Genomic DNA, 15,092 nt, shown 5'->3' with positions numbered 1-15,092 from the left:
ACTGAGTTGAGCGACATAAGTAAATAACATAGATTGCTTTTACTTAAATAAATTGAGACCTTTGCATAAATAGGGATGATTAGCAAAATGACAGATTTTATTAAATTGGAAATTTTTTAAATCCACTCCTAGCAGGGCTAAGGGTGTTTTTAAAAAGTTTGTAATTTGATGAAAGATGGCGTTTTGATGATTATTCATATTTATGCAAAGGTCTCAAATTGACGAAATGGGTCTTCAATCAAATTAACATCAAATTGTGCAATTGCCGAAAGGCTTTTCTCATCAATCACACGCATTTTTTTATGTCCATAAACAATTAACCCCTGATTTTTAAAACGAGCAATAACTCTATTTACATGCACTTTAGTCAAACCTAAGGCATCGCCCATATCCGCCTGACTGAGAGGGAAAAATGCCTCACCCGTTATAAAGTTAAAGTCTTTAGGAGATTGCACACGCATACGCGCATACAGTTCCATAATTAAATACGCCAAACTTTCAGCGGCAGTTTTATGCCCTAAATTTAATAGCCGCTGTTGACATAAACTGGTTTCATGTGCTTGTAATTCAATGAGTCGCTTAGCAACCTCAGAATTTTCACCCACCATTTTAGTCACATTTTCATCAAAAAATAAACAGGCATGTGAATCGCTTTCTGCTTTAATGGAATAAAGTAATTCCCCTTTATTATTACGACTAAAACCCACAAAATCCCCCGGCAGTACAACCCTTAAAATTTGTCGTTCACCACTACTCAAGTCGTTATATAAAATAAGACAGCCAGTGTGTAAAGTAAACGCATAATCAATACTATGTTGCTCTTGATGGATAATTTCACCCGCTGAAAAATGACAATATTCATTACGATATGTCTGTGTTGCAGGAATTTTATTCTCGTCAACTGTACCAAATAAAGTTCTTGCCCTAACTGTGCATCGATTACAACTAGCAGGTTTTAAATTACCAATGTTTGTCTTATTCGTCATGTTCTCAAGGTATTTATAAAGGAAATAATTAGTATTATCCTAATCTAAAAAAATAAAGCGCACAAACCTAACACTTGTATCTACCCTTGCCAGTTTGTATTGATAAAAAAATAACCACCGAATTTGTGTGTGGGACTCAATATTTTCTAAAAACACAGATAGAGTCAAAGGGTGGCACTATTTTTGCACGCTCTATTTTTTTGAATGATGACAACTTGACATATTATAACAAAAATATCGCTACATATAATGAAATACTAATATTCCAATCTAAAAGTAGAGATTGCAAAGATAGATACAAGCGTCCCTTTTATTATTTGCATTGAGAACTTACAAGAGACCTTTGCATAAATAGGGATGATTAGCAAAATGACAGATTTTATTAAATTGGAAATTTTTTAAATCCACTCCTAGCAGGGCTAAGGGTGTTTATAAAAAGTTTGTAATTTGATGAAAGATGGTGTTTTGATGATTATTCATATTTATGCAAAGGTCTCTACAAGGATTATTTTGTCATTATTACCTTAGGTATTCAAGTGATGATTTATGCTTTGATGAATATAATTTAACGGAGATTACAGGTGGGCTTTAGGGGTTGTTGGTATTCCAAGTATGACTTATACCATTTATAAAAGGAATGACACTAAAAAGTGCTGATAATTGTTTGTTTTAGTGTGCTTAAAAAGAGCCTTGCTAAACAAGCGGGTAAAATCGTCGGTTTGCCTGAGAAGGTAGTTACTAAAAGGTAGTTACTAAAATTTTAATTTAAGGTGTTTTCAAAAAAATGGTATTTTGGGGGTATAAATTATGCTGGGATTTTTAAAAGTGTCTAATGGCAATCGCTTTTGGATTGGCAATACAAACTTCCCTGCACATACCACAACCTACACAAAAATCATTATTGATAACAGGTTTTATGCCATTCCATGTCAGTGCACCTTCAATAGTACAACTGGCAGCACAAGCACCACATTCTGGGCCTTTAAAAGGCAAACACTCTTCAGTAATAATAGTGGCTGTTGCCATTTTTTCAAAGGCAATAGTATTGATTTTTTCATTATCATTGGCAGTAGATTCAGACAATTCAGGCAGTTCTGGCAGTTTAAGTGCCCCCGTATCACACGCAGTAACACAGGGTATATCTGTACACAAATGACAGCCTTTATTGTTTAAATCTAATGCGGGTGTCTTGACAACACTGATACCGTAATTTGCTGGCAATGGAAAGACGACCTTATATTGACAAGCATCTATACAGTTACCACATTGGTTGCATGCCAAAATAAACGCCAGTTCGTTAATCGCATATGGAGGGCGAATCCATTGGGTGGCTTTTGCGGTGGTTTTTTTATCAACATATTGAACGGCAGTTTCTGTTATCTGCTTTAATCCATGTTTAAAAAAAGCTCTGCGGTCTAAATCTACCATTGTCTTTTTTCTGTATCACGAATACGCATTTGCCCTAATCGTCTGCGTTGAATAAAACTGACCACCATTAATAGTATAAAAATACCTGCTACAATCTTCATTGTCCAAGTAATTTGTGATGGAACACCGATGCGTAATGGAAAATCAATCGTATAGGGTTTATCATTGTCTGTAAATCTAGCAGTAACAATATAATCACCAGCTTCTTCCACAACAAATTTTTGTCGGTAAACATTGTCGTCAATTTGTTGCACACCAATAATTTTAGCCTCATCAGAAAAATAACTGTCTGCTTTAATTTCGAAAGTGATGCTGCCATCAAAAGATTGGTTTTCCTCAATTGTGGTCACATAAAGATTAATGCGTCCCGCTACATTAGGACGAGGAAATGCGGGGTAAACCATATAAGTAACAAAAAACTTCCCGAGAAAATTTTCAATTTGTGTGCTGGGTGGCGTATTTGAATCTTCGTTCAAGCCATAAGCGGGTCTTCCCAATATATGGTGTGCTAAAGTTTGTGAAAAAAGGGTTGTCAAACTCAATAGCAATAAAAATAAGAAGGGAATTTTCATAACAAATATTACATTTTTGAGCGTTCAACAATACCTATGGGTAAACTGGGTTGAGGGCAAACTTCAACACACATACCGCAACCCACACAACCCTCTTTAACAACGGGGCGATACTGCTTCCATAGTTTGTAATCAATTGCCTTACTACCGATAGGGCAAACAGAGACACAAGCACCACAAACCCCTTTGTCTGTCCATGGATAACAAGCTGAACGATCAATTTTAGCAACCCCCATACTGACTTCGCTAGGTTTGGTAACGCTGAGTGCCTTTGTTGGACAAACCGTCATACATTTACCACATAATATACAGCCTCTTTGTTCAGGGTTAATATAAGGGGTTTGAGCTGCCGACCCTGCGTCTCTTTTATGAAATTGAATACACTTTGGTGGACAAACTTCGCCACAAAGTCCACAACCTATACAGGCAGAATTAAATTCACCCAAATCCGACAACGCCCCTGGTGGCAATAAATAGGCACCGTCTCCAGCATGCACCTCTGGTGCTAATAACCGAGTTATAGCAAACGGTATGCTGGCAACCACTGTTGAGCCAAGTGTTGAAATAATGAAGTTACGCCGTTTCATCAGTGCGATTGTTTCTCTAAATTACGCAAATATATTTTACCCAAATGCCCCGGACCTTGATTGGGTGCATCTTTTATTTGCACCTTAAATGTCAGTGCATCTGTGGGGCAAATAGCGATACAAGCGGTGCAATTGTTACATTCTTGACCAAAATCATCACGCAAAGGGTCTAATCCAAATTCACATACTGCATTACATTTTGCACAATCATTACATTGATCAACCTTGCGTTGAATACGCAACAATCTATAACGCCCTAGCAAAGAATACAAAGCACCACCCGGACAAAGGTAACGACAAAATCCGCGTCGTGCCACCAATAAATCAAACAACAAAGTGAGGGTAAAAAACACCAATCCAGAGCCAAATCCCCCTAAAGCAATCAGATAAAATATTTCACGCCCAATAATGGCAGGCGGGTAAACGCTGGCAACAAATATGGTGGAAAAAAAGGCCGATAATAAAAGCCCTAAAGCCAAAACATAATATTTAAGACTGCGACTAATATGCTGATTATTTGTTTTAAAACCCAATCGTTTTAGCAATAACCTAATATTGGTATTGAGTTCGTATAGAAAGGTTGCGGGACAAATCCAGCCACAATAAAAACGACCCAATAAAACGGTTAAAACCACTGGTACTGCTATGGCAATTAACAACGGTTGGTATAGAGACAAACTGGCAACAAATTGTCCCAATCCAGCCAACGGATCCGACAGTTTAAAATCAAAGAAGACACCCGACCAAGTTGTCCCTTTAATAGCATCTAAATCATTTGCAGGGTCATTACCAACAAAAGGGTTGGTTATAAATTCCATAACATCATACAATTGTTTTTCAGAAGCGGAAAGTAAATCGTAGGCATGTGCATGTAAAAAAGTTTGATAAATATAAATAAAAGGCAATAAGACAAGCATACCAAAAACCAAGCTCAGCACTAGCCACCGGACTTTATTTAAATGTTTTTGAATACTTAGATTAACCATAATCAGGGATGATTTTAATCGCTTGAGGCAACTGAATACAACTGCGTTCACACAGCCCACAGCCCACACATTGTGCCAAAACATGGGGCTGCTCTAAGCGACCTACACGAATAGCCACATCAGGCAATGGACAGGCACGGTAACAAACACCACAAGTTTTCCCCTGCCACGAAAGGCACAATTGTTTATCAACAACCGCTTTGCCCATCTTAACCTGAGTGGTTATCGCCTCAAAAGTTCGCTTAACAGGTTGAATAGCCCCACTGGGGCAAATATCACCACATTTCATACATAAAATACAAGACTTTTCTCGTGGAATAATATAAGGCGTATCTATTGACGCCAACCCATTTTCAAAGCCAAAATATTTAATACAACGATTTGGGCATATCTCACTACACTGCCCGCAATTAATACAGGTGCTGGCAAACTCTTCTTCTGACAACGACCCAGGCGGTCTTAAAAAACGAAAAGACGCTTGATTTTTTGCAGACAAAACTGGCAAAGCTGCCAATGTTGCCACACTGGCAGTAACTTTTTTTAGAAAGTTTCTACGATTAGATTTTTTCAATTCTGGCTGCACTTTTTTTGAAGTCAACTTGTCCTGATACTGGGTCATACACACGACTGGTGGTTCTATTCGCCAGCCATTTGTTTTTCTCTGGTATTGCACTGTCTGCTACAGACAAGTTCCACGGACCAAACATATAACCACGAGGCACATTATTACGTGCTGGTTTGACTAAACTGTCAACACCGCCAACTTGTGCTCTGGCCTCAAGCGATCCACGACGCGTTACCACGCGGACTTTATCGCCATCTTTAATACCCAAATCACTGGCATCAGCTTCATGCATTTCTACATACATTTCTGGCACCAATCTTGCCGTGGTTGGACTGCGGTTAGATTTTGCCGTATGAAAGTGTTCGTAAACCACACCCAAACCAAACCAATAGGGATACTTATCATCAGGTACCTTGTTCCATTTTTTACCTCTGTATTCCTCATCAGGCAAATCGGGTGTTAATCCTTTATCACGCGCTTCAATTAATAAATCTTTATTGTCAACCGCATAATGATTTTTTTTGACACCAAATTCCATTAATTTATTGGTAATTTCTTGACGGTTAGTATAATCTTGCTCACATAGTTTCATATGCACTTTACCGTCTTTAGTGCGGAAGTAGCCATAAGGTCTATTTTTCCACACACCCTCTTGTGCCATAAAGCGACGCTTCACACCCCCCTCCTTTGCCGTTTTATAAGAAGGGGCAGGCCATTGAATACCACGCAATTGCTTTAACTGTTCATAAGGAGAAGTGCCATCAATTCTTTCCACTTCCAAAATACCGGTTAAATCGGTATCCGTACCTGCGGATGCTCTACAAATATCTCTAAAGATTTCTTCTGCATCAATGAAACCATTTTTACCTGTCTTCCATGGAAATATCTTATCGCCATCCATACCCAATAAATGGGCAATTTCCTTGCCTTTGTGTATCACCAAATCTAAATCCGGGTAACAGCCTTCAGGTGGCATTGCCGCTTGTTCAATAATATTAATTCTGCGTTCTGAACTGATATAAACACCATCCACCTCACCCCAAGTGGCTGCAGGGAAAATAACATCTGCATACAGATTATTGGGGGCATGACGATAGATTTCTTGCACGACATTAAAGGTGTTTTTAAGCCCTGGGCGAATACAATTTTCTTGATCAGGTAAATCAATATGCGTTGCATAAACCCAAAACATTGCCTTAACTTCCCCCTTCATTGCACGCTCCATCATACCAACAGCCATACCAGAGTTATCTGAATTAAGTGCATTATTCAGATTGCTTTCGGGCACTTTCCAATGTTTAGCCATATGTTTTCTATGCTTTTCATCAGCCAAACTAATATTAAACGGCAAACGACCTGTTAGCCCACCTGTAAAGCGTTCTCCCATCGCATTTGGCTGCCCTGTCATTGAAAAAGGCCCACAACCTGGTTTTGCCAAATTACCCGTTAGCGTCAAGAGATTGATAACTGAAATAACATTATGTTGACCATGGATATGTTGATTATAACCAATACCCCACATAATAATAACCCCACCAGAACCCTCATCATGCCCAGCCTTTGCACGCTCTAAACGCTTACGCGTTGCATCAGCAAACATACCTGCAATTCGACGAATCAAGGCGGGAGAAACATCGTGATTCTTACCACCCATAAATTGTTGTACTTGTTCTGGGCTATAACGCTTAGTCACACCCTCAATATAATCTTCCCAACCCGACACATGTGCCTTTAAAAAAGGCCAATCAATCACATCTTTATGGTCTTTCAACAACACATGTGCAATTGCATTTAAGAAAGAAATATCGCCATTTAAGATGGGTACATGTACAGAATTGTCTGGATTAATGTCCTCATAACCCATCGTTGTTCCTGTGCGACGAGGGTCAACCACTACTGTGGCAATGTCTTTTGCTCTTTTATGATCAGCAATACGCCAAAAAATAATTGGATGAGACTCACGCGCATTGTGTCCAAAATGCATGACCATATCAGACAATTCAATGTCATCATATGCCAAGGGTGGCGTATCAGAACCCAGTGTTGCAAAGTATCCCGTAACCGCAGAAGTCATACACATCCTGGCATTTGCTTCGATGGTATTAGAACCCAACACCCCTTTCATAAATAAATTTTCTAAATATTGCCCTTCCATAGTCAATTGACCAGAGCCATACAGAGCAATAGAATTACCGCCGTATTCTTTATGAAAATGAGCGATTTTATGTGCAACCATTTTTGACGCCTCTTCATAAGGCACACGCACAAAATGTTCATCTGAAAAAGAACCTTTACTCGTCGTAATATAGCCCAAATCACCATGCCCAGGCTTATTCCATTCTGCCCACACATCTTTACGCACATAAGGATCCCCCTCCATTCTATCTACATAAATAGGTTCGGCGGCAGTCAACCCCTTAATACACTGTAACCCATAATTTGTTGGATGGTCTTTGTCTGGGCGTATCGATACAATTTTGCCATTTTCTGCTTGAATAATACAACCACAACCCACACCACAATACGGACATTGTGCCAATGCTGTTTTGCGTGTTTTTGGGATATCAGCCGATGAAGCTAATTCAGGGTTTGCATTTGACAGTAAACTACTGGCACCAGCAACTGCACCTGTTGTAAAAGCACTGGTTTGAATAAATTCTCGACGAGTAAACATTGTTTTTAAGCGTTTCATATTTTTACCTTTTTTTTGAGACCTTATACTATTTTTAAAAATGGTATTACACTACAAAGGTCTCCTGTTAATAAAATGTTCTTATATAAGCGATAATATCCTCTATCTCTCCATCACTTAAATTAGCAAGACCTGTGGGACCAGAAAAACTCAGCATTCGGGTATTGCTACGACCGTGTTTAATGGTTTCACGTAAAAAACCATCACTCACTACTTTTAAGAAGTTTTTGTTACCAATAGCCGTGCCAGTACTACCCGACAAATAGCCATCCCCCTTAACACCATGACAAGTAGCACAAATATCCTCAAACCAAATCTTGCCTAATCGTGCATCACCATGTGAATCGTGCTGTGCTTCAACCTCTTTAGAGCGATTAGGTTTTGTGGTTAAAGAGCGTAAATAACCAATAATTTGATAAATTTTCTTACCCCCTAAATGTTTAAACGGTATCATAGAAGTGCCTATACGGCCATTGAAAATAGTGCGATATAGAAAATCATCTGAAGCAATACTTAATAACTCTTCATTTGATAAAGAAGGTGCGAAGCCTGGCTTACCAATCGCATCTGCTTGATGACAAAATACACAATTCTGTTGGTATATTTTTTTACCTTCTGCAACATCCTTTTCGATATTCTTTGCAACATCTTGTGCATAAGAAATCTGAGTTGCCATAACCACCAATACCAGTGCTGTTAATTTAACAAAAATATTTTTTTTCTTCATTATAAACCCAATCCAAAAATAAAAAAATGTAAATCCGATACCAATTTAGTGCTAATACTTGTTTATTCTAACATGCTTAAAAAATCAGGGATACTCTTAATCTTTACCCTTAATTCCAACAGTCTTTACCTGTCAATTAAATCCGTTACTACAAATACTTCTTTTTTACTCATTACCCAAAACCATTTATGATTCTTATTTAAACCACCTGTTTCAAATTCTACACCTTTAAAAACCTTTGTCAAAAGTTTATTAAATTTTTTTTACAAGTACTTGCCTTATGATTGCTTCTATTATTTTTTTGAAAATGTAGATGGGACAAAGGGTCTTGAATTCGCCGGTGGCACTAGGTTTGTGATTTCTATTTTTTGGATTGGGGCAATATTCCCTAATCTAAAAATAAACCTTTGCAGCACACAGATTCCATTTTATGGTACCATTTATAAAAAAGTAATGACACTAAGAAAGTGCTGATAATTGTTTGTTTTAGTGTGCTTAAAAAATCAAGGATACTGATTGCTATCCTTGATTTTTTAAGCACACTAAAACGGACAATAATTAGTGCTTTTGTGTTATTACTTTTTATAAATGGAGACCTTTGCATAAATAGGGATGATTAGCAAAATGACAGATTTTATTAAATTGGAAATTTTTTAAATCCACTCCTAGCAGGGCTAAGGGTGTTTTTAAAAAGTTTGTAATTTGATGAAAGATGGCGTTTTGATGATTATTCATATTTATGCAAAGGTCTCAAATGGTATAAGTTGTGCTAGATTAATGCAGTAGTCTCGTTTAGGGTATAATGACTCTTTCACCACTCAAAAATTACTTCATGTCTGATAATCAAGAAAACAACAAACCACAAGTAAAGTTTAGTGATTTAGGTCTATCTAATTCTATCCTAAATATTTTAGATTCAATCGGCTACGAGACCCCTTCTCCAATTCAGGAGCAATGTATTACTTACCTATTAGATGGCAAAGATGTCATCGGTCAAGCACAAACAGGCACAGGTAAAACGGCTGCTTTCGCCTTGCCATTATTAGACAAAATCGACTTAAATCTCAACACACCACAACTATTAATCTTAGCGCCAACACGCGAATTAGCTATTCAAGTATCAGAAGCAGTGCAAACTTACGCACGGGGTATGAAAGGCTTTCATGTATTGCCAATTTACGGCGGACAATCTTACGATATGCAATTACGACCGTTAAAGCGGGGTGTTCACGCAATTGTCGGCACACCGGGGCGAGTGATGGACCACATTAAGCGAGGCACTTTGAAATTAGATAAATTACAGTCTTTTGTTTTAGATGAAGCCGATGAAATGCTAAAAATGGGTTTCATTGATGATATTAAATGGGTGATGGAACGCATCCCTGAACAACGACAAATCGCTTTATTCTCTGCCACGATGCCGACCGTAATTAAAAAAGTGGCAGAAAAATTCTTAAACGAGCCAGAAATCGTCAAAGTTAAAAACAAAACCGAAACAGCTTCAACCATTACTCAAAAATATATGATGGTAAGCAATATGGCACAAAAACTGGATGCACTGACGCGCATTCTTGAAGTCGTTTCGTTTGACGCAATGATTGTGTTTGCACGCACTAAAACCATGACCGTTGAATTAGAAGAAAAACTCTCAGCTCGTGGCTTTTCCGCTGCTGCAATTAATGGTGACATTGCCCAAAATCAACGGGAACGCATTATTAATAACTACAAAAAAGGTAAAATTGACATTTTAATTGCCACCGATGTAGCCGCCCGTGGTTTAGATGTGCAACGCATTTCTCATGTGGTTAATTACGACATTCCACAAGATGCAGAAACCTATGTTCACCGTATTGGCAGAACAGGTCGTGCGGGGCGTGAGGGTGAAGCAATTTTATTTGTATCTAATCGTGAAAGATGTATGCTCAGTAACATTGAACGAGTTACTCGTCAAAAAATTGAGCCAATTGAACTGCCAACGGCAAAAATTATTAATGCCAAGCGGATTGAAACTTTCAAAAACAACATTGCAGACACCATTAACAATCAAAGTTTAGAAGTATTTGAAAAATTAGTCACTGAATTTCAAGAAGCTAATCCAGAATTAGAATCGATAAAAGTGGCTGCTGCTTTAGCTTTTATTGCACAGGGTAAAGAGCCATTATTGATTTCCGATAAACCACAAAGTTTTGGCAGAACACAAAGACAAGGGGAGGCAAAAACGATTTCAATTGAAGCATCACCCCTCAAAGACAATCCACAAATTCCAATGTTGCGTTATCGTGTTGATGTTGGTAATAACAACAGTGTTAAGCCTGGTAATATCTTGGGTGCGGTGGCGAATGAGGCGGATATTGACAGTGAATATATCGGTTCAATTCAGATTTTTGACAACTTCTCAACCGTTGATTTACCCAATGAAATGCCGCAAGATGTATTAGATTTATTGCAAAAAACAGTAGTTTGTGGCAAGCGTTTAAATATGGTGGCATTAACAAATAAAAATAATACTGCAAGAGTCGGCGGCTCAAGCCCTGATGCTGGCAAAGGGCGTAAAAAATTCTCAAAAGACCGTAAAAGCAGAGGTAGAAATTCAAATTACAGAGGTAAAGACGGCGGTAATAAAAATAACCGACGCAGCAAGAAACCAAAATTTTCACGACAGGAGTAAAGACATTAATTTTAAATCCATTTTTCCATTTTTAGCATGGTTCAAACTCGTTACCAAGGACAGCCTTAAAGCTGATTTAATTGCAGGCTTAACAGGTGCTGTTATCGTGCTGCCACAAGGCGTAGCATTTGCAACTATTGCTGGACTGCCCCCTGAATATGGGCTTTATACCGCAATGGTCACACCGATTATTGCTGCTTTATTTGGCTCGTCACTACATTTAGTATCAGGGCCAACAACGGCAATTTCTATCGTGGTTTTTTCTGCAATTTCTCATCACGCTGAGCCAGGCACCGCTGAATTTGTTTCTTTGACACTCACGCTCACTTTCCTTGCAGGTGTGTATCAATTAGCTTTTGGCTTGGCACGATTAGGTGCAATGGTTAATTTCGTATCACACACCGTGGTGATCGGCTTTACTGCAGGTGCGGCAATTTTAATTGGCAGTAGTCAACTACAACACATCACAGGTATTTTTATCCCCAAAGGCGAATCCTTTCTTTATACTTGGATAGATTTATATCAAGGAATAGGCGACATTAATTTTTATCTTATTACCATCGCTTTAGCAACCTTGGTTATCGCCGTTTTGGTCAAAAAAATATCACCAAAAGCCCCTAACTTATTAATCGGTATGATTGTCGGTAGCATTCTTGCCATCTACTTTAAAGATTTTACCAATGACATTAAATTGGTCGGTGAAATTCCCGCACATTTACCACCGTTGTCAATGCCAAACTTCTCATTTTCTACCATTAAAATGTTAGTACCTGAAGCGTTTGCTGTCGCCCTTTTGGGTTTAATTGAGGCAAGTTCAATCAGTCGTGCTATTGCCACCAAATCCAATCAATGTATTAATTCTAATCAAGAGTTTATTGGGCAAGGTATGTCAAATATGCTGGGTAGTTTTATGTCAAGTTACGCAGGCTCTGGCTCATTTACCCGTTCAGGATTAAATTATGCTTCTGGTGCAAAAACACCGTTATCTGCCATTTTTGCAGCCATTATTTTGATGGCAGTTGTGTTATTAATCGCACCTTTGATGGCGTATTTACCGATTACTGCTATGGCAGGAGTTATCTTAGTTGTTGCCTATAACCTCATTGATTTTCATCACATTCGTGAAACTTTGAGTTTCAGCGTGGAAGAGTCTGCTGTGCTCATCACCACTTTCTTAGCCACCCTTTTCCTTGAATTAGAATTTGCTATTTATCTAGGTGTTTTACTTTCGTTGGTTCTATTTTTAGGTAAAACTTCTACGCCAAGCATTCCTACATTATCAATAGATGAAAATCCGATTAGCGGTAAGAAAAAATTAATCAATATTGATGAAAAACCACTTAAACAATGTCCACAACTTAAAATCATTCGCATCGATATGTCAATTTATTTTGGCTCAGTCAATTATATCCAAAAACGCATTTCAACGATTGTTGAAAATGAACGCATTAATCACATTTTGATTGTTGGCAGTGGCATCAACTTTATTGATCTAGCAGGCACAGAAGCCCTTATTTCAGAAAACAACAGTTTGGTAAAAAATGGCGGTGGATTATATTTTGTCGGCTTAAAAGCCCCTGTTTATGAGTTTGCTGCCAAATCACATTTCATTGAACATATTGGCAGATCAAGATTCTTTGACTCAAAATCACAGGCAATCGCTACTATCTACAAACAACTGGAGCGTGAAATTTGTGCCACTTGTCCCGCGCAAATCTTTAACGAATGTAATGCTCAATGAGACCTTTGTATAAATACAGATACCCTCTTTCATCAAATTATATATTTTGAGACCTTTGCATAAATATGAATAATCATCAAAACGCCATCTTTCATCAAATTACAAACTTTTTAAAAACACCCTTAGCCCTGCTAGGAGTGGATTTAAAAAATTTCCAATTTAATAAAATCTGTCATTTTGCTAATCATCCCTATTTATGCAAAGGTCTCATTTTGCTAATCATCCCTACTTTCATACAAAAGTCTCAATAAAATTAAAATTAGGCTTTACATCGTCATATAAATCATTAAAATACTAGATGCTGGTAAGAATACAGCTGCTGTTTATTATTTGTACTTGATGCTCTGCATCAGCCCTGATTTATAAAAGTGGTCTAGTTTTTTTCGGTATTTTTTTTATAATATATAGGAGACATTATGTCTACAACAGGAAAAGTCAAATGGTTTGACGCAAAAAAAGGTTTTGGTTTTATTGAGCAAGAGAGTGGTGATGATGTATTCGTTCACTTCCGTGCTATTGAAGGTGATGGTTATAAATCACTAGACGAAGGTCAAGAAGTTGTTTTCGATTTAGAAGACGGTGCTAAAGGTCCTCAAGCAGCAAATGTAATTCCACAGTAAATAATATTTACTTAGAATTTAAAAAACCCGGCTTAATTGCTGGGTTTTTTATGTGTAAAGCCCACTCAAAACATTTATAATTAACACTAATATGAAAACATTCTATTGGTATGACTACGAAACTTTTGGTATTAACCCAAAAATAACACGCATTTCACAATTTGCAGGTATTCGCACAGATGAAAATCTAAATATTTTAGACGAACATATGTTTTATTGTAAACCCACTAACGATTGTTTACCGTCGCCAGAAGCCTGTGCAGTAACAGGCATATCGCCACAACTTTGTGAACAAAAAGGAATGATTGAGCACGAATTTATTAAAAAAATTCACGCTGAATTTTCCACACCTGATACCTGTGTGGCTGGCTACAACTCTATTCGCTTTGACGATGAATTTACGCGTTATACTTTGTATCGTAATTTTATTGACCCTTACGCTTGGCATTGGAAAAATGGTAATACTCGCTGGGATATCTTGGATGTGGTGCGTTTGTGTTACGCCCTAAAAAAAGACGATTGTTTGAAATGGGTGTACGATGAAAATGACAAACCTATTTTCAGACTTGACCAACTTGCCCCTGCAAATGGCATTGAACATAGCGATGCTCACGATGCGTTAGCCGATGTTCGCGCTACGATTGCAATCGCAAAAATTATTAAGGACACGCAACCACAATTATTTGCATATGCATTTAGTTTGAGAGAAAAGAAAACGGTGGAAAGTAAAATCAAACTGTTTGAACCAATGTTACACACTTCGGGAATGTATCCTGCGACACTTTCTTGCACGCGTTTGTGCGTTGCACTGGCATATCATCCAGAATATAGCGACCGTGCCATTGTATTTAATTTAGATCAAGACCCATCTATTTTGTTGAAATTGAATACCGACGAATTAAAAAAATTGATGTTTACTAAACAAGCAGAGCTGCCAAAGGATGTGGAGCGACTGCAAATCAAAGATTTAATTTTTAACAAAAGCCCAATGTTTGTACCCAATGTTTCTAAACTTAACCCTAAAATTGTTGAGCAATTACAATTAAATATGGATATTTGCCTGCAAAGATTAGCATTTATTGAAAGTAATCAAATTGCGTTGAAAAATATTGCACAAAATTTATATAAAAATAACGACAAACTAACACCAAGTCTTGATGTTGAACAAACATTGTATGATGGCTTCATGGACAATGCAGACAGGCGTATTAGTGATGAAATTCAAAAGCTTTCTGTGACACAATTAAAAAACTTTCATCCGAAATTTAAAGCGGAAAAACTCAACACACTATTAATCCATTTTAAAGCCAGAAATTATCCCGAATCTTTAACTAAAGATGAGCAGGAAAATTGGCTTTCCACTGTACAAGGTCGTGTTCAAAAAGGAGAAAATGGCTATTTATCAATTGGTGAATATTCTGATTCTATCAATGCAATGCGTAAAGCATATCCCGACCAAGAAGATCTGTGGAAAAAATTAGAAAAATATGCAGAATATTTTCTTATAAAACACTGATAGA

The 15,092-nt window shown here is 37.6% G+C and carries 15 protein-coding genes; 5 read left to right on the top strand and 10 right to left on the bottom strand.

The genetic code is table 11. The features are described 5' to 3' along the window. Positions 1-39 precede the first annotated feature (39 nt). The 10 genes from AB8525_RS07090 to AB8525_RS07045 all read right to left on the bottom strand — a co-directional run bounded on the left by AB8525_RS07090 (position 40) and on the right by AB8525_RS07045 (position 9,278). On the bottom strand, positions 40-198 hold the full coding sequence (locus tag AB8525_RS07090; protein ID WP_369177112.1) for a hypothetical protein: 159 nt from the start codon (positions 196-198) through the stop codon (positions 40-42). 2 nt (positions 199-200) lie between these two features. Further along, entirely contained in the window at positions 201-986 is a 786-nt protein-coding gene (locus AB8525_RS07085) for a Crp/Fnr family transcriptional regulator (protein WP_369177111.1), read from the bottom strand. 819 nt (positions 987-1,805) lie between these two features. Continuing rightward, positions 1,806-2,414, bottom strand: coding sequence for a 4Fe-4S binding protein (locus AB8525_RS07080; protein WP_369177110.1), 609 nt, complete (start codon positions 2,412-2,414; stop codon positions 1,806-1,808). Beyond that, entirely contained in the window at positions 2,408-2,890 is a 483-nt protein-coding gene (locus tag AB8525_RS07075; RefSeq protein ID WP_369177108.1) for a hypothetical protein, read from the bottom strand. The genes AB8525_RS07080 and AB8525_RS07075 overlap by 7 nt, the downstream gene beginning before the upstream one ends. Before the next feature lie 104 nt (positions 2,891-2,994). Then, positions 2,995-3,573, bottom strand: coding sequence for a 4Fe-4S dicluster domain-containing protein (locus AB8525_RS07070; RefSeq protein WP_369177106.1), 579 nt, complete (start codon positions 3,571-3,573; stop codon positions 2,995-2,997). After that, positions 3,573-4,391: a 4Fe-4S binding protein gene (locus AB8525_RS07065; protein WP_369177104.1), complete on the bottom strand. Its 819-nt coding sequence runs from the start codon at positions 4,389-4,391 to the stop codon at positions 3,573-3,575. Before AB8525_RS07065 ends, AB8525_RS07070 begins: the two co-directional genes overlap by 1 nt. A 160-nt stretch (positions 4,392-4,551) precedes the next feature. Next, complete coding sequence (locus AB8525_RS07060; protein WP_369177102.1) at positions 4,552-5,130, bottom strand: 4Fe-4S dicluster domain-containing protein; 579 nt, start codon at positions 5,128-5,130, stop codon at positions 4,552-4,554. Further along, the gene (locus AB8525_RS07055; protein ID WP_369177101.1) at positions 5,117-7,816 is read right to left on the bottom strand and encodes a molybdopterin oxidoreductase family protein; all 2,700 of its coding nucleotides are present in this window, start codon (positions 7,814-7,816) and stop codon (positions 5,117-5,119) included. Before AB8525_RS07055 ends, AB8525_RS07060 begins: the two co-directional genes overlap by 14 nt. 67 nt (positions 7,817-7,883) lie before the next feature. Further along, the gene (locus AB8525_RS07050; RefSeq protein WP_369177100.1) at positions 7,884-8,543 is read right to left on the bottom strand and encodes a cytochrome c; all 660 of its coding nucleotides are present in this window, start codon (positions 8,541-8,543) and stop codon (positions 7,884-7,886) included. Positions 8,544-9,125: 582 nt separating this feature from the next. Beyond that, positions 9,126-9,278 carry a hypothetical protein gene (locus AB8525_RS07045; RefSeq protein ID WP_369177098.1) on the bottom strand — a complete coding sequence of 51 codons (153 nt, stop codon included), beginning with the start codon at positions 9,276-9,278 and terminating at the stop codon, positions 9,126-9,128. A gap of 97 nt (positions 9,279-9,375) precedes the next feature. Here AB8525_RS07045 and AB8525_RS07040 point away from each other — a divergent pair, with 97 nt between their 5' ends. From AB8525_RS07040 to sbcB, 5 genes are all read left to right on the top strand, one after another. Next, complete coding sequence (locus AB8525_RS07040) at positions 9,376-11,211, top strand: DEAD/DEAH box helicase (protein WP_369177096.1); 1,836 nt, start codon at positions 9,376-9,378, stop codon at positions 11,209-11,211. A gap of 4 nt (positions 11,212-11,215) precedes the next feature. Beyond that, the gene (locus AB8525_RS07035; protein WP_369179035.1) at positions 11,216-12,952 is read left to right on the top strand and encodes a SulP family inorganic anion transporter; all 1,737 of its coding nucleotides are present in this window, start codon (positions 11,216-11,218) and stop codon (positions 12,950-12,952) included. 65 nt (positions 12,953-13,017) lie between these two features. Next, entirely contained in the window at positions 13,018-13,203 is a 186-nt protein-coding gene (locus AB8525_RS07030; RefSeq protein WP_369150411.1) for a hypothetical protein, read from the top strand. A 165-nt stretch (positions 13,204-13,368) separates the two neighbouring features. Beyond that, complete coding sequence (locus AB8525_RS07025; RefSeq protein ID WP_369150409.1) at positions 13,369-13,572, top strand: cold-shock protein; 204 nt, start codon at positions 13,369-13,371, stop codon at positions 13,570-13,572. A gap of 91 nt (positions 13,573-13,663) precedes the next feature. Next, a complete protein-coding gene (gene sbcB / locus AB8525_RS07020) occupies positions 13,664-15,088 on the top strand; it encodes an exodeoxyribonuclease I (protein ID WP_369150407.1) in 1,425 nt (474 codons plus the stop codon). Positions 15,089-15,092 lie beyond the last annotated feature (4 nt).

The organism is Candidatus Thiodubiliella endoseptemdiera, assembly GCF_964212635.1.
Lineage (GTDB): Bacteria > Pseudomonadota > Gammaproteobacteria > PS1 > Pseudothioglobaceae > Thiodubiliella > Thiodubiliella endoseptemdiera.
Note: the sequence above shows the minus strand (reverse complement) of the source record. Positions and strands in the feature narration are given on the sequence as shown.

What these genes read in the sequence shown, in the direction of transcription:
- AB8525_RS07025 (WP_369150409.1), top strand. Translation starts at nt 13,369, where the DNA reads ATGTCTACAACAGGAAAAGTCAAATGGTTTGACGCAAAAAAAGGTTTT.
- AB8525_RS07055 (WP_369177101.1), bottom strand. Translation starts at nt 7,816, where the DNA reads ATGAAACGCTTAAAAACAATGTTTACTCGTCGAGAATTTATTCAAACC.
- AB8525_RS07045 (WP_369177098.1), bottom strand. Translation starts at nt 9,278, where the DNA reads ATGAATAATCATCAAAACGCCATCTTTCATCAAATTACAAACTTTTTA.
- AB8525_RS07065 (WP_369177104.1), bottom strand. Translation starts at nt 4,391, where the DNA reads ATGGAATTTATAACCAACCCTTTTGTTGGTAATGACCCTGCAAATGAT.
- AB8525_RS07080 (WP_369177110.1), bottom strand. Translation starts at nt 2,414, where the DNA reads ATGGTAGATTTAGACCGCAGAGCTTTTTTTAAACATGGATTAAAGCAG.
- sbcB (WP_369150407.1), top strand. Translation starts at nt 13,664, where the DNA reads ATGAAAACATTCTATTGGTATGACTACGAAACTTTTGGTATTAACCCA.
- AB8525_RS07050 (WP_369177100.1), bottom strand. Translation starts at nt 8,543, where the DNA reads ATGAAGAAAAAAAATATTTTTGTTAAATTAACAGCACTGGTATTGGTG.
- AB8525_RS07040 (WP_369177096.1), top strand. Translation starts at nt 9,376, where the DNA reads ATGTCTGATAATCAAGAAAACAACAAACCACAAGTAAAGTTTAGTGAT.
- AB8525_RS07070 (WP_369177106.1), bottom strand. Translation starts at nt 3,573, where the DNA reads ATGAAACGGCGTAACTTCATTATTTCAACACTTGGCTCAACAGTGGTT.
- AB8525_RS07085 (WP_369177111.1), bottom strand. Translation starts at nt 986, where the DNA reads ATGACGAATAAGACAAACATTGGTAATTTAAAACCTGCTAGTTGTAAT.
- AB8525_RS07090 (WP_369177112.1), bottom strand. Translation starts at nt 198, where the DNA reads ATGAATAATCATCAAAACGCCATCTTTCATCAAATTACAAACTTTTTA.
- AB8525_RS07030 (WP_369150411.1), top strand. Translation starts at nt 13,018, where the DNA reads ATGAATAATCATCAAAACGCCATCTTTCATCAAATTACAAACTTTTTA.